Source organism: Sulfitobacter sp. SK012, from assembly GCF_003352085.1.
Taxonomy (GTDB): domain Bacteria; phylum Pseudomonadota; class Alphaproteobacteria; order Rhodobacterales; family Rhodobacteraceae; genus Sulfitobacter.
On record NZ_CP025804.1, the window covers coordinates 1,711,640 to 1,731,447 of the forward strand.

A 19,808-nucleotide genomic window follows, 5' to 3' on the forward strand; every position below is an offset into this window, starting at 1 on the left:
GTGAGCGGCGTAGTCCTAGGTTTCCTAATTGTTTTAATCCTGTGGATGCTGATCTGTGCGGCCTGTGGCTACGCTGGGCAGCTTAAACTTTTTGCACTGATTGCTGCGATTGGAATTGTCGGCAATGCCGTTTGGATGCGGCTGGCCCTTGGGTTCAGCCCGATTTCCGGCAATGCGTTGATGGCGCATGTGTCAGCGATGCTGTTTGCGTTGTCGTCTTGCGGGTTTGGCTGGATACTTGGTCGGTTCATACGGCAATGGCACGAAAGCAGGGTTGAGGAATGAACGACTTACCAACGCCCCGCGGCAAGCTAACGCCGCAGCGTAGTTTGAATGATCTGACATGGTTGCGTGTGGGCGGGCCTGCGGATTATTTGTTCCAACCTGCTGATGTTGACGATTTGCGCGATTTTTTGCGTGATTTGCCCAATGACGTGGCGGTTTTCCCCATTGGTGTGGGCAGTAATTTGATCGTGCGTGATGGTGGATTGCGCGCTGTTGTGATCCGGCTTGGTCGTGGATTTAACGGGATCGGTATCGATGTGGATCATGTCATTGCAGGGGCCGCGGCGCTGGACGCCCATGTGGCGCGCCGTGCGGCAGACGCGGGTTTGGACCTAACGTTTTTGCGCACCATACCGGGCAGTATTGGCGGGGCTGTGCGGATGAACGCTGGCTGTTATGGCAGCTATACGGTGGATCATTTTGTGTCTGCGCAGGCGGTGACACGGGACGGCGCGCTGATCACGCTGGGGCCAAACGACATGAATTTTTCTTATCGCCAGAGTGACTTGGCCGAGGGGGCCGTGTTGATCAATGCGACCTTTGCGCCGCCAAAAGGGGACAGTGTTGAGCTGCACGCCCGTATGGAAGCGCAGCTGAAAAAGCGGGACGAGACACAGCCGACCAAAGACCGCAGTGCAGGATCGACGTTTCGCAATCCGGCCGGGTTTTCATCGACGGGGCAGGCGGATGATGTGCATGATCTCAAGGCTTGGCGGGTCATCGATGACGCCGGCATGCGCGGTGCCACAAAGGGTGGCGCACAGATGTCGCCCAAACACTCAAATTTCCTGATAAACACAGGGGCTGCCACGGCCGCCGATCTTGAAGGATTGGGCGAAGAAGTGCGAAAAAAGGTTTACGCTCATAGCGGTATCACGTTAGAGTGGGAAATCATGCGGGTCGGCGAATTTCTTGCCGAAAACGCTGAGGCATAAGCCGCAAAGCGGCATCTAAATAATAATATGGACCGCAAAAGGTCCGGGAAAAAAGGCACTCCGGTGGGTACGTCGAGCAGGACAACCCCGACAGTGGCGGTATTGATGGGTGGCCCTTCCGCGGAGCGCGAAGTGTCGCTTTCGAGTGGGCGCGCCTGCGCCGCTGCATTGCGGGAACGGGACTACAATGTGATCGAGGTCGATGCTGGCCCCGACCTTTGCTCCGTTTTGACTAATTTGAAACCTGACGCTGTTCTCAATTGCCTGCATGGCCGTTGGGGCGAAGACGGCTGTGTGCAGGGTTTGCTTGAATGGGTGGGTATTCCCTACAGCCATTCGGGCGTGCTGGCGTCGTCGCTGGCCATGGATAAACAGCGCACCAAAGACGTCTACCGGGCGGTTGGTTTGCCCGTGGTCGAAAGCGCAATCGTGCTCGCGGCTGATGTGCGTGCGCGTCACATGATGACACCACCCTATGTGGTTAAGCCCAACAGCGAAGGATCTTCGGTTGGCGTCTATCTGGTTGGGCTGGATAATAATGGCCCGCCTCAGCTGGATGCGGATATGCCCGAGCATGTGATGATTGAGGCTTTTGCGCCGGGGCGTGAGCTGACGACGACCGTGATTGGACAGCAGCCTTTGACCGTCACTGACATTATCACCACCGGCTGGTACGACTATGACGCCAAATATAAAGAAGGCGGATCCAGCCACGTGGTGCCTGCCGATATTCCCACTGACATTTTTGATCTGTGCCTCGATTACGCTTTGCGCGCCCATAACGCTTTGGGATGCCGTGGTGTGAGCCGCACGGATTTTCGCTGGGATGAGGCGCGCGGGGCCGATGGGTTGATCTTGCTTGAGACAAACACCCAGCCCGGCATGACGGCCACATCTCTAACGCCCGAGCAGGCAATGGTTATGGGAACGTCGCTGGCTGATTTATGTGCTTGGATGGTGGAGGATGCCTCATGCTGTCGTTGATCCGTAGGAACAAAACTTCGCGCTCTGATCCTGCGCCGTCGCGCTGGTCTTGGCGGATGGAGCGCTTGATGCTCACGCCGGTGTTCCGTTTTGCCTTGAGGGTGGGCGTGCCGTTTTGCATCACCTTGGCAGCAGGCACTTGGTACCTGACCGACGAAGCGCGCCGCGACATGATTGCACAGACAGTCGCAGATGCCCGCGCCAGCATCGAGACGCGTCCAGAATTTATGGTCAATCTGATGGCTATCGATGGGGCCGAAGATGATCTGGCAGCGCATATTCGAGCCGCTGTGCCGCTTGATTTCCCGGTCAGCAGCTTTGATTTGGATTTGACGGCGATCCGCCAGACCATCACCGAGATTTCTGCCGTCAACCAGGCCGCCCTTCGCATTCGGCCGGGTGGGGTGTTGCAGGTCGATGTGACCCCTCGGGTGCCCGTGGCGATATGGCGCTCTGAGACTGGGCTGGCCTTGATCGACCGCGATGGCATTTATGTCGCAGAGATTTTGACACGTTATGCGCGCCCTGATTTGCCGCTGATCGCGGGCGGAAAAGCCAACCAATCTGTGACCGAAGCGCTTTCCTTGATTGCAGCCGCTGACCCTTTGGGCGACCGATTGCGCGGCGTTGTGCGTATCGGCGAGCGGCGCTGGGACGTTGTTCTGGACCGGGGGCAACGGATTTTGCTGCCCGAAACCGGCGCGTTGCAGGCGCTTGAGCGGGTGATTGCCCTTGAGGGCGCGCGCGATGTTTTGAGCCGTGATGTGGCGCGGGTGGATATGCGGTTGGGTCAACGACCCACCGTTCAGATGAGTAAAGAGGCCTCCGATCAATGGCGGGCCCGGCAGACGAACTTTAAGGCACAGGAAAAATGATGGATCTCTACGACAGCCAACGATCGATGCGGAATATGCGCAAAATTGCGATGCAGCGCGGGGTTGTGGCGATCCTTGATGTGGGCAGTTCAAAGATTGCATGCTTGGTGCTTCGCTTTGATGGCACGGGCAGCATGGTCGAAGACGGCGAGATCGGATCATTGGCGGGACAGTCGGGCTTCCGAGTGATCGGTGCGGCGACCACACGCTCGCGCGGGGTCCGCTTTGGCGAGATTTGCGCAATCCAAGAAACGGAGCGGGCCATTCGCACTGCGTTGCAGGCCGCGCAAAAGATGGCGGGCATCCGTGTTGATCATGTCATTGCGTGTTTTGCAGGGGCCGAACCGCGCAGCTACGGGCTTGATGCTGAGGTCGAGTTGGAAGGCAGCGCCGTTTCTGAGCAGGACGTGGCCCGGGTGCTCGCATCGTGTGATGTGCCTGACTACGGTGCGGAGCGCGAAGTGTTGCATGCACAGCCAGTGAATTTCGCACTCGATCACCGCTCAGGTCTGAGCGATCCGCGCGGTCAACTGGGCAATGCGTTGTCGGTTGATATGCACATGCTGACGGTGGATGCCGATGCGGTTCAACACCTAGCGCATTGCATCAAGCGTTGCGATCTTGAGTTGGCTGGGATTGCATCTTCGGCATATTGCTCGGGCATCTCAGCCTTGGTGGAAGACGAACAAGAATTGGGTGCTGCTTGCATTGATTTGGGCGGCGGAGCGACCAGCGTGTCGATCTTTATGAAGAAACACATGATCTACGCGGACAGCATCCGAATGGGCGGTGATCACATCACTTCGGATATTTCGATGGGCTTGCAGGTTCCAATGGCCAACGCCGAACGGATCAAGACGTTTTACGGCGGTGTGCACGCCACGGGCATGGATGACCGTGAGATGATCGAGATTATGGCCGAAACCGGGGATTACCACCACGACCGCCGTACGGCGAGCCGGGCAGAACTGATTGGCATCATGCGCCCGCGTGTCGAAGAGATTTTTGAAGAGGTGCGGGCACGGCTCGATGCGGCTGGTTTCGACCATCTGCCAAGCCAGCAGATTGTTTTGACCGGTGGCGGCAGTCAGATCCCTGGCTTGGACGGTTTGGCCAGCAAGATTTTGGGCCAGCAGGTTCGCCTTGGTCGACCTTTGCGGGTGCATGGGTTGCCACAGGCTGCAACGGGACCCGGATTCGCGTCTGCTGTGGGGCTCGCATTGTTCGCGGCACACCCGCAGGACGAGTGGTGGGACTTCGATATTCCCGCAGACCGATACCCTTCACGTTCTCTCAAGCGGGCGGTTAAATGGTTCAGGGACAACTGGTGATCGCAAGATGCAGTGTTAAGACCGAAATAATGCGGGAATTGGCGAAAAATTGCCCACATTTAGCGGTTTCGTAACGATTTCTAGGTGACGGCAACGCCTCCAGCGACTAGGATTGGGGGAATTTAGGCACACAACTCCCGCGCTTTGCGGGCAAGCAGAACAGGCGGACTTTTACAATGACATTGAATCTTTCATTGCCCGGACAGGATGACCTTAAGCCACGGATCACCGTATTTGGTGTCGGCGGGGCGGGTGGCAATGCTGTAAACAACATGATCGAGAAGCAACTCGATGGTGTGGATTTTGTCGTCGCCAACACGGACGCTCAAGCCTTGCAGCAGGCGCAAGCAGAGAACCGCGTTCAGCTGGGTATCAAAGTCACCGAAGGTTTGGGGGCTGGGGCCCGCGCCGCAGTTGGTGCCGCCGCAGCCGAAGAAAGCATTGAACAGATTGTTGACCATCTGGCCGGTGCTCACATGTGTTTCATCACTGCCGGTATGGGGGGGGGCACCGGGACAGGCGCTGCTCCAATTATCGCACAAGCCGCCCGCGAATTGGGTGTTCTGACCGTTGGTGTCGTGACCAAGCCGTTCCAGTTTGAAGGTGCCAAGCGCATGCGTCAGGCCGAGGACGGTGTTGAGGCGCTGCAAAAGGTTGTTGATACGCTGATCATCATTCCGAACCAAAACCTGTTCCGTTTGGCCAATGAAAAAACCACCTTTACCGAAGCCTTCTCCATGGCGGATGACGTGCTTTATCAAGGTGTTAAGGGCGTTACAGACCTGATGGTACGTCCTGGCCTGATTAACCTCGACTTTGCTGATGTGCGCGCCGTAATGGACGAAATGGGCAAAGCCATGATGGGGACAGGCGAGGCGGACGGCGAAGATCGCGCGATCCAAGCCGCAGAAAAAGCCATTGCCAACCCGCTGCTGGACGAAATCAGCCTGCGCGGTGCCAAGGGCGTGCTGATCAACATCACCGGCGGTCACGACCTGACCCTTTTCGAACTGGACGAAGCTGCAAACCGCATTCGCGAAGAAGTCGACCCAGAGGCAAACATCATTGTCGGTTCCACGCTGGATACCGAAATGGGTGGCACAATGCGCGTCAGCGTTGTGGCGACGGGTATCGATGCGATGGATGTGAACACCGAAATGCCGGTTCCACGTCGTTCCATGCGTCAGCCTTTGCCACAAAGTGCGCTCGACGACGCGCAGGAGATTGGCCAGATCGAAGCGCCTGAGCGCCAGCCGATTGCCGCAGAATCGCAACGCCAAGAAGACGATGCACCAAGCTTCCTTGACGATCTTGATACAAAAGAGGTCGCTGCACAGGACATGCATGACGATATCTTTGATGAAGACGCACAAGATGACGAAGACGGTCTGCCAGCCCCGGCATATACGCCAGAAGTGACCGCATTCGAGCCTCGCCGTGATGCCATCGAAGCTGAGCCAGAGGCATTTGTTGCGCCACGCGCTCCTGTGCCCGGCACGCCATCGCCTGAAGCACTTGCACGCCTGCGTGCCGCCGCACAAAAGGCGAATCCGGCAGCCCAGCAACAACATGCAGCACGCCAGCAGCAACAATCGGTAGAACCCAGTGCCGCTTCTAGTGAGCGTCCACGGTTTGGGATCAACTCGCTGATCAACCGCATGACAGGCCAAGAAGGTGAGCGTCCTGCAGCAGCCGCGCCGCAGCCTGCGCGCCAGCAACCATCGGTCAAATCGCCGTCTGCTGCGTCGGCTCCTCAGCCCCGCGAGTCTGTTGATCCCGATCAAGAACGCATCGAAATCCCCGCGTTCCTGCGCCGTCAAGCGAACTAAATCACTTTTCAATTCACGGAATGGGCTGCCTTCGGGTGGTCCTTTTTCGTTTTACAACAGGGGCTTGCAATCGTGACGGCTGGTTTGCGCCGCTTTGTAACATTGATGTTTCAGTCGGTTACAAAGATTGAATTGTGATAGCGCAACCAGCGGCATAGGTGTGACTTCAAGCAAGACAAACGATGTCTTAGACCCTGAGGTGCGACGTGCAAACAACTTTGAAATCAGCGATCAGCTTTACCGGCAAAGGCCTGCACTCTGGTGCGCCTGTGACTGTTACACTGCGTCCTGCTGGTGTGCACCACGGGATCTGGTTCAAGCGGACGGACATTGATTTGGGTGACCGGATGATTCCTGCGCGTTGGGATGCTGTTAACCGTTCGCCTTTGTGCACCAAGCTGGAAAACGCAAACGGTCTTCAGGTTTCTACTGTTGAGCATTTGATGGCAGCCATCGCAGGCTGCGGTATCCACAATGTGCTCGTTGAAATCGACGGTCCAGAAGTTCCCATTCTTGATGGCTCTTCCGCCCCTTTCGTGCGCGGTATCATGCAGCGCGGCGTTCGTGTTCAGACTTCCCCTGTGATGGCGTTTGAAGTTCTGAAAACGGTGACTGTTACGGAGGGCGATGCGTCTGCATCAATCGCGCCGTCAGACACGCTTCGGATTGATTTCACAATCGATTTTGTTGACGCTGCCATTGGGCACCAGCAAAAATCATTGGTCATGAACAACGGTTCTTTCGCGCGTGAACTTTGTGACAGCCGCACCTTCTGCCGTCAGGCAGATGTGGATGCGATGCAGGCCAGCGGTTTGGCACTTGGCGGGAACGCTGGCGAAAATGCTGTTGTTTTTGATGGTGAAAACGTCGTGAGCCCTGGTGGGTTGCGGCATGCGGATGAGCCTGTACGCCATAAAATGCTTGATGCGTTGGGTGATCTGGCCTTGGCGGGTGCACCGCTTTTGGGTCACTATACTGGCGTGCGTGCGGGCCATTCCTTGACCAACACGCTGCTGCGCGCTCTTTTTGCGACGCCAGGGGCGGTGCGGATGGTCAAATGTGACGGCGAAATGGCTGCGCGTCTTCCGGGCCACGGTCTGGTTTGGGATGAAATTCCTGCCGTCGCCTGAACCTAGCTTTTGCATCAATATTCAAATATTACAGGACCTGCAGCAACGGCTGACGGGCATTTGAGCATCTTGGGGTGGTTAAATGCGCAATCGGCGTTTTGCACTGGAAATTATTGTGTTAGTCAGAGGCGAACTGACGTGAAAATGCGCCGGGTACGGTTATTAAATGAGGGTGGCAGGGCATGAAAGTGCAGGGCTCAGCAAAACGGGTAGCGGGAGTGATGCTGATTGTAGCGTCGTTGGCTGCCTGTAGCACGGATTCCGGGCGCTTCACATCAAGCTTCTTTAACCGGCAAGAAATCCCTCTTGATACGTATTCAGCTGAGCAGATTTTTGAACGCGGCGAGTTTGAGTTGAATCGCAAGCGCCCAAGCGACGGTGCGTTCTACTTCTCAGAGATTGAGCGTCTTTATCCCTATTCAGAATGGGCTAAACGCGCGTTAATCATGCAGGCTTTTGCCTATCATCAAGACAAAGATTACCCCAACAGCCGGTCTGCGTCGCAGAGGTTCATCGACTTCTATCCAGATGATGATGATGCCGCCTATGCATCCTATCTTCTGGCGCTCAGCTATTACGATCAGATCGATGATGTTGGCCGTGATCAGGGGCTGACGTTTCAATCGCTGCAAGCGCTGCGTGATGTGATTGAGCGCTACCCAGATAGCGATTATGCCCGTGCTGCGGTCCTGAAATTTGACCTTGCTTTCAACCATCTTGCGGGCAAGGAAATGGAAGTCGGGCGCTATTATCTGCGGCGCGACCACTATCCGGCAGCGATCAATCGTTTCCGAGTGGTGGTAGAGGATTTCCAGACAACGTCACACACCGCAGAGGCATTGCACCGGCTGGTTGAGGCTTATCTAAGCCTTGGTCTGACGGATGAAGCGCAGACGGCTGGGGCGATTCTGGGCTATAACTACCGCTCGACCGTGTGGTACGAAGACAGCTTCAAATTGCTGTCTGGCCGTGGGCTTGAGCTTAAATCGTTTGGTGACAACTGGCTGTCTTCGATTTACCGCCAGACCATCAAAGGTCAGTGGCTCTAGCAGCAACCGGGGGCAACCTCGCCCTTGGGGTGGAACAAAATGCTGCGCGGCCTTGATATCTCGGACATGTTAATCATTGAACGGCTGGAACTTAGTTTTCAGCCGGGTCTAAATGTGTTGACCGGCGAAACTGGTGCTGGCAAGTCTATCTTGTTGGATTCACTTGGTTTTGTCCTCGGTTGGCGCGGGCGTGCTGATCTTGTACGCCAAGGCGCGGCACAGGGTGAAGTAACCGCGTGTTTTGATCTGCGGCCTGACCATCCAGCCCACGCAGTTTTGCAAGAAGCCGGGTTACCGGATGAAGATGAGTTAATCTTGCGACGCATTAACACCATCGAGGGCCGTAAAACCGCGTGGGTTAATGACCGGCGCGTCTCGGGCGAGGTGCTGCGTGCGCTGTCTGATACCCTTGTGGAATTGCATGGTCAGCATGATGACCGTGGGCTTTTGAACCCGCGCGGACATCGAAAAATCCTAGATGAATTTGGGGCGCTTGATAGCGCCCGGTCCAAGACGCACGCCGCTTGGGGGGACATGGGCCGCGCGCGCAAAGCAGCCAATGCGGCCGCACAGGCCCGCGATGCCATTCGGGCCGAAGAGGAATTCCTACGCCACGCCGTCGCTGAACTGGATAAGCTGGACCCGCAAGCAGGCGAAGAAGCGATCCTTGATACCCAGCGCCGCACAATGCAATCGGCCGAAAAAATTCGAGCGGATGTGGTGAATGCCTACGAAGTGTTGGGGCATAGCGGGGCAGAGGCGCAACTGTCGGATGCAATGCGCTGGCTTGATGGGGCGGCGGCAAAGGCAGATGGCCATTTGGACGCGCCGATGGCTGCTCTTGACCGTGCGATGGTCGAATTGGACGATGCGATGACCGGCGTTGTTACCGCAATCGAGGCACTGTCGTTTGATGTGGGCGAGTTGGAAGACACCGAAGAGCGGCTATTTGCCATTCGTGGTTTGGCGCGAAAGCATAATGTTCAGCCAGATGAATTGGCTGGGTTTGCGCAGACGCTGCGTGCCAAGCTAGAGGCGCTGGATGCAGGCGAGGCACGACAAGCAGAGCTTGAAGCCGCCGTTCGAGCAGCAGAAGAGCGCTATGACACGGCAGCCTCTGCTCTGAGTGCTTCGCGCATCAAATCAGCGACCAAATTGGACAAAGCCGTCAGTGCAGAACTTGCCCCCCTCAAGATGGAACGTGCGGTTTTTAGCACGCAGATCAGCCCAGAGACCGAAGGCCCCGATGGCCGCGACGCGGTGTCCTTTACTGTGGCGACAAACCCCGGCGCACCCGCGGGACCTTTGAATAAGATCGCGTCAGGCGGGGAACTTAGCCGCTTTTTACTCGCCCTTAAAGTTTGCCTTACTCAAAACCAACGTGGCCTCACGCTGATCTTTGACGAGATCGACCGCGGTGTTGGCGGTGCAACTGCGGATGCCGTTGGCCGGCGGTTGGCATCGATTGCAGATGGGGGCCAAGTGCTGGTCGTGACCCATTCGCCGCAGGTCGCCGCATTGGGCGCGCATCATTGGCGCGTGCAAAAATCTGTGACCAAAGGCATGACGACGACCAGTGTTGTGCCGCTTTCGGCGCAAGACCGTGTAGACGAGGTGGCGCGCATGGTGGCAGGCGATACTGTGACCGATGCCGCGCGAGAGGCCGCCCGCGCCTTGCTAGGGGCCTGAGTAAAATGCGGTGTTCGCCAGCCTGGCAATCGCCTAGCATCACGGCACGCACCAAGGAATTGCGATGACCGACCCGACCCGCTCCTTTATTGGCCAGCAGATGCAGATTGCCATCGCGACCTTTCGGTCGGGCTGGCAGGTGTTGCGGCTGCGCGGACCCAGCAAGATCACCTTTTGGTTTATCGCCCTGCTGATTGGCATCGCGGCTGGCTTTGTAGCTCTTTTTTTCCGCAAGGCGATCAACGCGTTACAGGCCAAATTCTATGGAACGGATGATGTGCAATATCTTCATAGTTTCATCACTGATCTGCCGTGGATGTGGGTCGTATTGATCCCGACACTGGGCGGTTTGGTGGTAGGGCTCATCCTGCATTACTTTACCAAAGATGCGCGTTCGCGCTCGGTGGCTGATGTTATTTTGGGGGCGGCGTTACATGACGGGCGGGTTGAAACCCGCGCTGGGGTCGCCTCTGCGTTTGCGTCGCTGATCACGCTCTCGACGGGTGGGTCATCGGGCCGCGAAGGACCTGTCGTGCATATTGCAGGCGTGATTGCCACCTGGGTCAGCCGCCGGATCAACGCAGACGGCATCACGGGGCGCGACTTGTTGGGGTGCGCTGTTGCGGCGGCAGTCTCGGCCAGCTTTAATGCACCGATCGCGGGGGCACTGTTCGCGCTTGAAGTGGTGCTGCGCCACTTTGCAGTTCATGCATTCGCGCCCATTGTGATTGCCAGTGTAGCAGGCACCGTGATCAACCGGATCGAATTTGGCGGCATGACTGAATTTGTCCTGCCGTCCTATGGCGACGTTCAGTTCTATGTCGAACTGCCAGCCTTTTTGCTGCTGGGCCTCACTTGCGGGCTGGTCGCTGTGGCGCTGATGCGGGCGGTTTTTTGGGCGGATGATTTTGGTAATTTTGTTCAGGATCGCACCAAGCTGCCTCGCTGGCTGCGCCCGGCGATCGCTGGTGCCATGCTGGGCGTGCTCGCCTTATGGTTCCCTCACATCATTGGGGTGGGATATGAGACAACCTCGCTGGCGCTGACCGGAGAGTTGGCGCTGCACGAGGCCACGACATTTGCTGTGCTCAAGGTGATTGCCGTCGCGGTTACGCTTGGCGGGCGCATGGGCGGCGGGGTGTTTTCGCCCTCCTTGATGATCGGGGCGTTGACCGGGTTGGCATTCGGCTTGATTGCGACGGGGGTCATGCCTGAAGTGTCTGGATCAACGTCGCTGTATGCTCTTGCGGGTATGGGCGCCGTTGCTGCAGCGGTGCTTGGCGCACCGATCTCGACCACGCTGATTGTGTTCGAGCTCACAGGGGATTGGCAGACGGGCCTTGCCGTAATGGTCGCGGTCAGCATGTCGACGGCCCTTAGTTCTCGGATCGTAGATCGCAGCTTTTTCCTGACACAAATCGAGCGGCGCGGCGTTCATTTGGCCGCAGGTCCGCAGGCCTATTTGCTCTCGACGTTCGTTGTCTCAAAGATAATGCGCAACCCTGATGATCCACATGCCGCCAGCGAAGAGCGCTGCTGGGAAATGGTGGACGAGGGGACGTATATCGATGCCAGCGGCACGCTTGAGGTTGCCATGCCGATCTTTGAGCAATCAGGCGCGGAATTCATTCCCGTCGTCACCCTAAGCGCTGACGCCCCGCCCGAAATGCTAGGGGCGCTTTTCCAAGTTGATGCTTTGCGCGCATATAACCGCGCGCTGGCCGCCACTGCCGCCGAAGAGCATTCATAAGATATTAAGGTTAAAGCTGTTCTACCGTGATCTCGTCGCTTGGATAAAAGGCTAGGTGGCCTTTGATCTGCGATACGCCATCTTTCGGGTCCTCATAGGACCACACGGCATCCTTCAAAGTTCGGCTTTTTGTGACAACGGAGTAATAGCTGGCATCGCCTTTATGCGGGCAATGTGACGTCTTTTCAGAGGTATCTAGAAACGCCATCGCAATATCGCCGCGCGGGAAATAGATCACGGGGGTATAGTCGCCCTCAGTCAGTTCAAGTGCATCGGAGGTTTCGCCCAACACAGCGCCGCCAGCGCGCACGCTCCAGGTTCCTTCTGATTTGGTAACCTTGATGTGATCTGCCATGGGTTTTTCCTCCGTTGGGGAGCGCTCAAATCGGCGCTGTTGCAGCATCCAACCATAGTTTTGCGGGTTGTGATAGGCGTGGGCCGATCTTTTCGGCAACCTGCGCGTGGTAGGCATTAAGCCAGCTGCGTGCGCTGGTGTTCAGCAGATCAGGCAGGATTAGGCGACGGTCAATTGGCGCATAGGCCAGCGTGCGCCAATCCAGCATTTCTCGGTGCACGTCACCACCGGGCAAATCCGCTGCTTTTTGCACAACAAGCAGGTTCTCGATGCGGATGCCAAATGCACCCTCGCGGTAATATCCTGGTTCGTTGCTTAGGATCATGCCCGGGGCCAGCGGCACATGGCTGACTTTACTCAACCGTTGTGGTCCCTCATGCACACTCAGATATGCCCCAACGCCGTGGCCTAACCCGTGGTCAAAATCTTGACCGGCCATCCATAGCGGCAGTCGCCCGATCATCTCAATGTCGCGCCCGGCCAAGCCTTTGGGCCAGCGCAATCGGCTCATGCCGATCATACCGGCAAGGACGCGCGTAAACGCCTCCTGCGCCTCGCGGGGCGGGGTGCCAATGGCAACGGTCCGCGTGATATCGGTCGTCCCGTCCAGATATTGCCCGCCACTGTCGAGGACGATCAGGTGGCCGTCTTCAAGCACTGCGTCGGTTTCTTCGGTGACGCGGTAATGCATGATGGCCCCATTAGGACCTGTGCCAGCAATCGTCTCGAAACTAATGTCTTGCAGGGCATTGTCGCGCTGGCGGTATCCTTCGAGCTGGCTGACCACTTGGGTCTCTGTCAGGCTGCCTGGGACTTGGTCATCAAGCCATGCAAGCAATTCACAGACCGCAGCGCCATCGCGAAGATGTGCCGCAGCTGAGCCTGCGATTTCAGCTTCGTTTTTGCAGGCTTTGGGAAGTGCACAAGGGTCGTCACCCCATTGAACGCGGTCACCTATGACATCAGCAACGATGACAGGAACAGATGTTTTTTCAAGGCGCACAGGACCATCAAGCCTCTCCAGAAACGACAGGAAATCACCGGGGGCATGGGATGTGACGTTTGGGCCTAAATGACCCTCTAGGCCGTTCAGCTTGGACGGTTCCATGAATAGATCAATGGCACCAGAGCCATGCAAAACCGCAAAGCCATGAGCAATCGGATTGCGTGGAATATCAGCGCCGCGCAGGTTCAAAAGCCAACATAGCGAATCCGGCAAGGTGATCACAGCGGCCGCATGACCAGCCGTTTGCAATTCTGCGCCCAGTCGCGTGCATTTATCAGTGTGGCTTTCTCCCGCAAATTCAAGAGGGTGCACCTTGGCAGGCATCATCGGGGGGGCTGGTTGGTCCTGCCAAATCTGATCCACTAGATTTCCGCAATGCCGCAGCGTGATGCCCGTGCCCTCGAGTGCGGTTTCAACCTGCGAAATCTGCGCCGGAGTGTGGAGCCATGGGTCGAACCCTACGATGCTGCCTTTGGGGAGTTGTTCTTTCAGCCAATCGCCCAATGATACCTCAGGCCACGGTACTGGGGTAAATTCTGCTGCGACCTGCGCTTTTACCTGCGTGCGGTAGCGCCCATCAATGAAGACACCTGCGACCTCGCGCAGGGCTGCGCAAAACCCTGCTGAGCCGGTAAATCCAGTCAGCCAAGCGAGGCGTTCATCATGCGCTGCCACATATTCACCCTGATGCGCATCTGCGCGGGGCACCAAGAAACCATCAAGCCCTTCGGTTTCCAACACCGTGCGCAACGCTTTCAAACGGGGCGGCCCTTGTTGGGGCCTCGCTGTCACCTCGAAACTCTGGAACATTGTGATCCCCTTCATCTTGTAAAATTTGCGGCCTCTTGAAGCCTCAAGCGTCTAGCCTGTGCGCCGCATGCCCCGTGCTCGAACACGCGGATCGTTGTCAAATAGGGCTGCCAACTGCTCGGTCATCGCACCGGCAAGTTGATCCACATCCGTGATTGTTACCGCGCGGTCGTAATAGCGCGTCACGTCATGGCCGATCCCGATTGCCAAAAGTTCGACTGCGCGCTTTTTCTCAACCATCGCGATCACGTCCCGCAGATGTTTTTCCAGATAGTTTGCTGGGTTTACCGACAAAGTGCTGTCATCTACGGGCGCGCCGTCTGAGATTACCATCAGGATTTTGCGGACTTCGTGGCGAGCCATCATCCGGCGGTGCGCCCATTCCAATGCCTCACCGTCGATGTTTTCTTTCAGCAGGCCTTCTTTCATCATCAAGCCCAGATTGGGCCGCGTCCGGCGCCATGGCGCATCAGCTGATTTATAAATGATGTGGCGCAGGTCGTTTAATCGGCCGGGCTGGGCAGGGCGACCTTCGTTCAGCCATGCCTCACGCGATTGGCCGCCTTTCCAAGCGCGGGTGGTAAAGCCAAGGATTTCGACCTTTACGTTGCACCGCTCTAGCGTCCGAGCCAGTACGTCGGCACAAATCGCTGCAATCGAAATAGGGCGTCCGCGCATGGACCCGGAATTGTCCAACAGCAAGGTCACGACCGTGTCGCGAAACTCGGTGTCTTTCTCGACCTTAAAGCTCAGCGGGGTAGTCGGGTTGGCGACCACGCGCGCCAGACGTCCAGCGTCCAGCGTACCTTCTTCGAGATCGAATTCCCAAGACCGGTTCTGTTGGGCCTGAAGGCGGCGTTGCAATTTGTTGGCCAAGCGGCTTACGGCCCCTTTGAGTGGTTCCAACTGCTGGTCGAGATAGGCGCGCAGACGCTCCAACTCGACAGGCTCGGCCAACTCTTCGGCTCCGACAACCTCGTCATGATCGATTTGGTACACTTGATAATTTGGGTCGGCATCTGACACTGGCTGTGGGGGAGGCGGGTCCATTGGCGCATCGCCCTCTGGCATTTCCGCTTCATCGCCCAACTCTTGGTCGGCCATATCATCCATCGAAACTTGAGCTTGGCTTGCGTCCTGCTCTTGCTCCTGAGACTGCTCAGGCGTTGCCTCCGCATCCTCATCGTTTTGGTCATCTTGGCCGGTGCTGTCGGGATCTTGGTCCTCTTCGGTACCTTCTTCGGCCTCGTCCTGCTGATCTTCGTCAAGCTGATCGGGGTCGTCGCCCAGCTGATCGCCGTAGCCGAGATCTGAAATCATCTGACGTGCAAATTTCGCAAACATCGCTTGGTCGTCGAGGGAGCCATCAAGGTTCTCAAGCGTTCCATCGGCGCGTTCTTCGATAAATCCGCGCCACAACTCCATTACGTTTTCAGCACCGGCAGGCAAATCGCGGCCCGTTGCGAGGTGGCGCACAAGATAGCCCGCAGCGACAGCCAACGGCACATCTGAGGCCTGCTTGGCTTGATCATACCCTTTGCGGAGCGCATCATGTTTGATTTTTGCGTCGATGTTGCCCGCGGTGCCGGGCATGTCCCGCGCGCCCATCGCCTCACAACGCGCCGTTTCCATCGCTTCGTAAAGGTCGCGCGCCATATCGCCTTGGGGGGCATAGCGCGCATGGGTTTGACCATTGTGGTAGCGGCGGTTCAGCGCCAGCGCATCTGCGGTGCCACGTGCCAACATCACCTCGTCGCGGGTCATCCGGCGCGATACTTGCGGCAAGCGCATTGCGTCGCCTGACAACCCTGATGGGTCCACGGAATAGCTGACCGTCAAATCAGGGTCGTTGGCCATCACCTTAGACGCTTCGGCGAGCGCTTTTTTGAAGGCATCTGCTGGATTGTCAGTGGAGTTGGTCATTTTCTCATGCCTCAATGCAAGCGGCAACGTCATTCGGCAGCTGGCCTAGTCTATGCGTTGGGCCTGCCTTAACAAGCCCTGTGCATTGATGGAAAAAGCCAAGCTGTCCGAATGCAGTTTCAGGTAAGTTGAGCAATTTTGGTAATGTTGTTGCGCGAGCTGCCTGTGCAAAAGCGCAAGCAGCTAACGCAGCAATTATGACCGCAGTTGCTCTCACCCCAAGCTCACACTCGCCGCGCTTTCTGGCAATTCCTCATCAAACAGACGCTGATAAAACTCAGCTACAGTCTGGCGTTCCAACTCGTCGCATTTGTTGAGGAACGACAGGCGGAAGGCATAGCCAACGTTGCGGAAAATCTCGGCGTTTTGGGCCCATGCGATCACTGTGCGCGGCGACATCACGGTCGACAGATCACCGTTCATAAACGCAGTGCGCGTGAGGTCAGCGACGGTGACCATCTGTTTGACGGTCTTGCGCCCTTCGGCATTATTGTAATGCGGGTTCTTTGACAGCACGATCGCAGTCTCTGCATCAATCGACAGATAGTTGAGCGTGGCCACCAGCGACCAGCGGTCCATTTGACCTTGGTTGATCTGCTGCGTGCCGTGATAGAGGCCCGTCGTGTCACCCAAGCCCACAGTGTTTGCAGTGGCAAAAATGCGGAAATAGGGGTGGGGTTCGATGACTTTGTTTTGGTCAAGCAGCGTGAGTTTGCCGTCAACTTCGAGAACGCGCTGGATCACGAACATCACGTCAGCACGGCCGGCGTCATATTCGTCAAACACGATGGCGGTCGGGTTGCGCAAAGCCCAAGGCAGGATGCCTTCTTGGAAGTCAGTAACCTGCTTGCCGTCCTTAAGCTTGATCGCGTCTTTACCGATCAGGTCGATCCGGCTGATGTGGCTATCAAGGTTCACACGTACGGCAGGCCAGTTCAGGCGGCTTGCAACCTGTTCAATATGCGTGGATTTTCCTGTGCCGTGGTACCCTTGGATCATCACGCGGCGATTGTGGGAAAATCCTGCCAAAATCGCCAAAGTGGTGTCTGGGTCAAATTTGTAGGTGCTGTCCAGATCAGGAACGCGTTCTGTACGCTGAGCAAAGCCCTTTACCATCATATCTGAATCGATGCCAAAAGCCTCACGCACCGAGATATCTTCGGTTGGTTTTGAATCAATATCTAATGCGCCGTCGGCCATCGTTTTAGTCCCCTTGGTTCTGCCCTTGGTGTTGCAAGGGAAATTCCGTCTTCGGATGCAACATATCGTGGTTACGTGCAAGGGAAAGGGGCAAAAATCAAAGAGACTTAAGGCCAGTTTGGCTCGTCTTTGGTTAAGTTAGCCAAGCAATGGCAGCAGCCAGCGGACCTGGGCGTTGCGCAATCGGTGCTGTAGGTGCGGCAAGGACCTGCGCGAGTGCGGGGGCCAACCGAACGCCGGACCTATCCGGGAGCATCTCGCAATCCGTCAACTTGATCATTTTTGCACCTGGGCAGAGGGTATCTTTTAAGCGCGTCAGGCGCATTATTTGAGCGTCCTGCATGGCGTGATCAAACATCACAATATCCAACAGACCTTTTTGCAATAGTGGTTTGGCGTCCTGCACAGTGCGCGCGCGGGTTGCGCTATGACCCAAGCTTTCGATCTTGTCGCACAGCATTTCGGAAAATATCGGGTCCATTTCAACTATCAGGCAGCGCATAAATAATCCTAGTGACTGGTGCAATGCTCACAACTTGAGGCCGAGATGTTGTTATTTAATTAAGATAAACAGCCGCTTGCGCGATATCTGCACAAATACGCGGCCTGTGTTGCGCAAATCGTGCCCTAGAACAGACAGCGTCACAAAAGGAGAAAACTCATGACGCATCAAAATCTAAGCAATCAGACACGCCTTTGCATCGCAGCGCTGACAGGCCTTGTTGGCTTGGTAACCGCCTTTGCGATGACGGAGCTGGGTGGCAATTTGCGCCACATGTTACCCGACACAGGGTTTCACCTGGCGGCTATGATCGGCGCGGGTGTTGCCGGGTTTGTATTTGCGGATGGGTTCGGCCGGCCTGGCGGCAAGGGCATGCTGTGGGCAGCGCTCAGCGCGATCGGTGCGACCCTTGCAGGTTCAGGTTTGGGGGCAATGTTGATCTTGCCTCTGCCGCACGCGCAGATGGGCGTTTTCGTGTTTGGCTGGGTTACCTTGGCCGAAGCTGCAACCCACAGTTTTTTATCTGTAAAACTGTGGGTTGCAGCGATGGTTATGCTGCATTTGGCAACCGCGAAATTGCGCCACCAGGCGGAAATCAGTCCTTGAAGTTGCGGCTGCTCTTAACCTGATCCCAAGCCCAGACAACCTGTTGGAGTTGCTCTTCTTGGCTGCGATCGCCCCCATTCATATCGGGGTGGAGCACTTTGATGAGCGCCTTATAGGCCTTGCGCACCTCTGGTTTGGTCCATGTGTCCTTGGCTTCAAGGATCTCGATCGCGCGGCGCTCTGTGGGGGGCAGACGTCGGCCTGCCTGCGGTCCTTTGCCGGGGTTCTGGGTGGCGTTGGCCCCCAAAACCTGATGGGGGTCCTCAATGCCAAGCCGAGCCCAAGCGCGTGCTTCGGGATCGCCGATAGGTTTCGTCGGGCGTTCCCAAACTTTGTCGCTCGACATCTGTGCGTTCAACTCAGCCTCAGTGGTGCCGTCAAAGAAATTCCACTTAAGATTGTATTCACGCACATGCTGTTGGCAGAACCAAAAGTAGTCGTCCAGCACATCTGGCGCTTTTGGGGCGCGGTACTTGCCCGGCTCCTCGCAGCCTTCATGATCGCACAGCCGCCGGGAGGTTTCAGACGCCCCTGACATGCCTCGACGACCACGTGGGTTTTTCTTTTTCGCCGATGACACTGACATGTCAAATCCGAAGGGATCGTTCTTTGGCATTGGGTGTGGACCTTTCCGACTCAGGCTGGTCAGTTTAGACTTGTCGTCGAGAGATTGAAGGGGGCAGGACGAAAAAATCCTGAAAGATTGGTATGGAAATGAAAGAAAAAATCGAAACGGCGCTAAATGGGGCATTTGTTGTGGTCGAACTTGAGGTGGCCGATGTCAGTGAAGCCCATAGGGGGCATAGTGGCTTTCGCGAAGGGGGCGAAACCCATTTCGACGTACAGATTACGTCCCCTGATTTCAAGGGGTTGAGCCGCATTGCGCGGCATCGTGCGGTGCATAATGCGCTGGGATCGTCGCTGATCGCGCAAATCCACGCGTTATCTTTGGATATATCAGATGAGGTTTAGTCACTAGTCTTCTGATTTAGAAGCGTTTCTCTTCGCGGCCAGCAGGCTGAGTGTCGTGCTTATGCCAGTTTTGGCCGGGGTGTCTTCGACGATGTTATCAACGGCGCCTGGAACCACTGGTGTTGGCTGCTCTTTGATCTCTGGCTCAGAAATTTCTTTTTCTATAGAAGACATTACCGGCTCTTGAGTGGGCGCGGGCAACAGCTCGGGTTGGAAGTCAGAGGTGTCGCTTTCGCGAGGGCGGCGGAAAATCATTACGTTGCGCCATTCAGTGGTGGATCCGGTCAGACCTGAGCGCTCTGTCGATGGCAGTGTTTCTGCGCGCAGATACTCCCATCCATCACTTGAGAGTTCATTCATAAGATCTTGTAATGCATTGGAAAAGCGTGCTTCGGCGGTGCGGACACCTTTGGCCTTGAGGCCTTTGGTCGGGGCGGGGACGACTTTGTACTCAAAACGGGGCATTGGCGATCTTTCGGGCAATTTGTCACATGTCTGTATCAAGCGAAAGCGCGCTCCGAAAGGGGGGTGATACCTGTGCACAAGCTGTGCACCGGGTTGTGCACGATTTTAGGAC

At 56.5% G+C, this 19,808-nt stretch carries 19 protein-coding genes; 12 read left to right on the forward strand and 7 right to left on the reverse strand.

Translation table 11 applies throughout. From position 1 onward, the window contains the following. The 10 genes from C1J03_RS08300 (at position 1) to C1J03_RS08345 (ending at position 11,857) form a co-directional block, all read left to right on the forward strand. On the forward strand, positions 1 to 285 hold the full coding sequence (locus C1J03_RS08300; RefSeq protein ID WP_162798480.1) for a hypothetical protein: 285 nt from the start codon (positions 1 to 3) through the stop codon (positions 283 to 285). Next, a complete protein-coding gene (gene murB, locus C1J03_RS08305) occupies positions 282 to 1,220 on the forward strand; it encodes a UDP-N-acetylmuramate dehydrogenase (protein WP_114885460.1) in 939 nt (312 codons plus the stop codon). The genes C1J03_RS08300 and murB overlap by 4 nt, the downstream gene beginning before the upstream one ends. Before the next feature lie 105 nt (positions 1,221 to 1,325). Further along, entirely contained in the window at positions 1,326 to 2,204 is an 879-nt protein-coding gene (locus tag C1J03_RS08310; protein WP_254694221.1) for a D-alanine--D-alanine ligase, read from the forward strand. Continuing rightward, positions 2,192 to 3,079, forward strand: coding sequence for a cell division protein FtsQ/DivIB (locus tag C1J03_RS08315; RefSeq protein ID WP_114885464.1), 888 nt, complete (start codon positions 2,192 to 2,194; stop codon positions 3,077 to 3,079). Before C1J03_RS08310 ends, C1J03_RS08315 begins: the two co-directional genes overlap by 13 nt. Then, positions 3,076 to 4,410 carry a cell division protein FtsA gene (gene ftsA, locus C1J03_RS08320; protein WP_174234450.1) on the forward strand — a complete coding sequence of 445 codons (1,335 nt, stop codon included), beginning with the start codon at positions 3,076 to 3,078 and terminating at the stop codon, positions 4,408 to 4,410. The genes C1J03_RS08315 and ftsA overlap by 4 nt, the downstream gene beginning before the upstream one ends. A gap of 176 nt (positions 4,411 to 4,586) precedes the next feature. Then, positions 4,587 to 6,239, forward strand: a complete 1,653-nt coding sequence (gene ftsZ, locus C1J03_RS08325; RefSeq protein ID WP_114885466.1) for a cell division protein FtsZ — start codon at positions 4,587 to 4,589, stop codon at positions 6,237 to 6,239. A gap of 206 nt (positions 6,240 to 6,445) precedes the next feature. After that, on the forward strand, positions 6,446 to 7,369 hold the full coding sequence (gene lpxC / locus C1J03_RS08330; RefSeq protein WP_114885468.1) for a UDP-3-O-acyl-N-acetylglucosamine deacetylase: 924 nt from the start codon (positions 6,446 to 6,448) through the stop codon (positions 7,367 to 7,369). Between the two features lie 182 nt (positions 7,370 to 7,551). After that, a complete protein-coding gene (locus C1J03_RS08335; protein ID WP_114885470.1) occupies positions 7,552 to 8,418 on the forward strand; it encodes an outer membrane protein assembly factor BamD in 867 nt (288 codons plus the stop codon). 39 nt (positions 8,419 to 8,457) lie between these two features. Continuing rightward, the gene (gene recN, locus C1J03_RS08340) at positions 8,458 to 10,107 is read left to right on the forward strand and encodes a DNA repair protein RecN (protein ID WP_114885472.1); all 1,650 of its coding nucleotides are present in this window, start codon (positions 8,458 to 8,460) and stop codon (positions 10,105 to 10,107) included. 64 nt (positions 10,108 to 10,171) lie between these two features. Next, positions 10,172 to 11,857, forward strand: coding sequence for a chloride channel protein (locus tag C1J03_RS08345; RefSeq protein ID WP_114885474.1), 1,686 nt, complete (start codon positions 10,172 to 10,174; stop codon positions 11,855 to 11,857). A 10-nt stretch (positions 11,858 to 11,867) separates the two neighbouring features. On the opposite strand, the gene C1J03_RS08350 is transcribed toward C1J03_RS08345, so the two are convergent. The 5 genes from C1J03_RS08350 to C1J03_RS08370 all read right to left on the reverse strand — a co-directional run bounded on the left by C1J03_RS08350 (position 11,868) and on the right by C1J03_RS08370 (position 17,653). Further along, a complete protein-coding gene (locus C1J03_RS08350) occupies positions 11,868 to 12,212 on the reverse strand; it encodes a DUF427 domain-containing protein (protein WP_114885476.1) in 345 nt (114 codons plus the stop codon). Between the two features lie 25 nt (positions 12,213 to 12,237). After that, entirely contained in the window at positions 12,238 to 14,028 is a 1,791-nt protein-coding gene (locus tag C1J03_RS08355; protein WP_114885478.1) for an aminopeptidase P family protein, read from the reverse strand. 51 nt (positions 14,029 to 14,079) lie between these two features. Beyond that, the gene (cobT, locus tag C1J03_RS08360) at positions 14,080 to 15,951 is read right to left on the reverse strand and encodes a cobaltochelatase subunit CobT (protein WP_114888926.1); all 1,872 of its coding nucleotides are present in this window, start codon (positions 15,949 to 15,951) and stop codon (positions 14,080 to 14,082) included. A 213-nt stretch (positions 15,952 to 16,164) separates the two neighbouring features. Continuing rightward, positions 16,165 to 17,151, reverse strand: coding sequence for a cobaltochelatase subunit CobS (gene cobS, locus C1J03_RS08365; protein WP_114885480.1), 987 nt, complete (start codon positions 17,149 to 17,151; stop codon positions 16,165 to 16,167). 133 nt (positions 17,152 to 17,284) lie between these two features. Continuing rightward, positions 17,285 to 17,653, reverse strand: coding sequence for a hypothetical protein (locus tag C1J03_RS08370; protein WP_114885483.1), 369 nt, complete (start codon positions 17,651 to 17,653; stop codon positions 17,285 to 17,287). Positions 17,654 to 17,812: 159 nt separating this feature from the next. Between C1J03_RS08370 and C1J03_RS08375 the strand changes: the two genes are divergently transcribed. Further along, positions 17,813 to 18,259, forward strand: coding sequence for a hypothetical protein (locus tag C1J03_RS08375; RefSeq protein WP_114885485.1), 447 nt, complete (start codon positions 17,813 to 17,815; stop codon positions 18,257 to 18,259). On the opposite strand, the gene C1J03_RS08380 is transcribed toward C1J03_RS08375, so the two are convergent. Next, the gene (locus tag C1J03_RS08380) at positions 18,249 to 18,875 is read right to left on the reverse strand and encodes a J domain-containing protein (RefSeq protein ID WP_114885488.1); all 627 of its coding nucleotides are present in this window, start codon (positions 18,873 to 18,875) and stop codon (positions 18,249 to 18,251) included. The genes C1J03_RS08375 and C1J03_RS08380 overlap by 11 nt on opposite strands. A 92-nt stretch (positions 18,876 to 18,967) precedes the next feature. Here C1J03_RS08380 and C1J03_RS08385 point away from each other — a divergent pair, with 92 nt between their 5' ends. Then, positions 18,968 to 19,231: a BolA family protein gene (locus C1J03_RS08385; RefSeq protein ID WP_114885490.1), complete on the forward strand. Its 264-nt coding sequence runs from the start codon at positions 18,968 to 18,970 to the stop codon at positions 19,229 to 19,231. A gap of 3 nt (positions 19,232 to 19,234) precedes the next feature. Here the strand turns inward: C1J03_RS08385 and C1J03_RS08390 are convergent, their stop codons facing one another. Continuing rightward, a complete protein-coding gene (locus C1J03_RS08390) occupies positions 19,235 to 19,696 on the reverse strand; it encodes a DUF4177 domain-containing protein (RefSeq protein ID WP_114885492.1) in 462 nt (153 codons plus the stop codon). Positions 19,697 to 19,808 lie beyond the last annotated feature (112 nt).

Coding starts and splice junctions, on each gene's coding strand:
- murB (WP_114885460.1), top strand. CDS start 282: ATGAACGACTTACCAACGCCCCGCGGCAAGCTAACGCCGCAGCGTAGT.
- C1J03_RS08310 (WP_254694221.1), top strand. CDS start 1,326: ATGGGTGGCCCTTCCGCGGAGCGCGAAGTGTCGCTTTCGAGTGGGCGC.
- C1J03_RS08315 (WP_114885464.1), top strand. CDS start 2,192: ATGCTGTCGTTGATCCGTAGGAACAAAACTTCGCGCTCTGATCCTGCG.
- ftsA (WP_174234450.1), top strand. CDS start 3,076: ATGATGGATCTCTACGACAGCCAACGATCGATGCGGAATATGCGCAAA.
- ftsZ (WP_114885466.1), top strand. CDS start 4,587: ATGACATTGAATCTTTCATTGCCCGGACAGGATGACCTTAAGCCACGG.
- C1J03_RS08335 (WP_114885470.1), top strand. CDS start 7,552: ATGAAAGTGCAGGGCTCAGCAAAACGGGTAGCGGGAGTGATGCTGATT.
- recN (WP_114885472.1), top strand. CDS start 8,458: ATGCTGCGCGGCCTTGATATCTCGGACATGTTAATCATTGAACGGCTG.
- C1J03_RS08345 (WP_114885474.1), top strand. CDS start 10,172: ATGACCGACCCGACCCGCTCCTTTATTGGCCAGCAGATGCAGATTGCC.
- C1J03_RS08350 (WP_114885476.1), bottom strand. CDS start 12,212: ATGGCAGATCACATCAAGGTTACCAAATCAGAAGGAACCTGGAGCGTG.
- C1J03_RS08355 (WP_114885478.1), bottom strand. CDS start 14,028: ATGTTCCAGAGTTTCGAGGTGACAGCGAGGCCCCAACAAGGGCCGCCC.
- cobT (WP_114888926.1), bottom strand. CDS start 15,951: ATGACCAACTCCACTGACAATCCAGCAGATGCCTTCAAAAAAGCGCTC.
- cobS (WP_114885480.1), bottom strand. CDS start 17,151: ATGGCCGACGGCGCATTAGATATTGATTCAAAACCAACCGAAGATATC.
- C1J03_RS08370 (WP_114885483.1), bottom strand. CDS start 17,653: ATGCGCTGCCTGATAGTTGAAATGGACCCGATATTTTCCGAAATGCTG.
- C1J03_RS08375 (WP_114885485.1), top strand. CDS start 17,813: ATGACGCATCAAAATCTAAGCAATCAGACACGCCTTTGCATCGCAGCG.
- C1J03_RS08380 (WP_114885488.1), bottom strand. CDS start 18,875: ATGCCAAAGAACGATCCCTTCGGATTTGACATGTCAGTGTCATCGGCG.
- C1J03_RS08385 (WP_114885490.1), top strand. CDS start 18,968: ATGGAAATGAAAGAAAAAATCGAAACGGCGCTAAATGGGGCATTTGTT.
- C1J03_RS08390 (WP_114885492.1), bottom strand. CDS start 19,696: ATGCCCCGTTTTGAGTACAAAGTCGTCCCCGCCCCGACCAAAGGCCTC.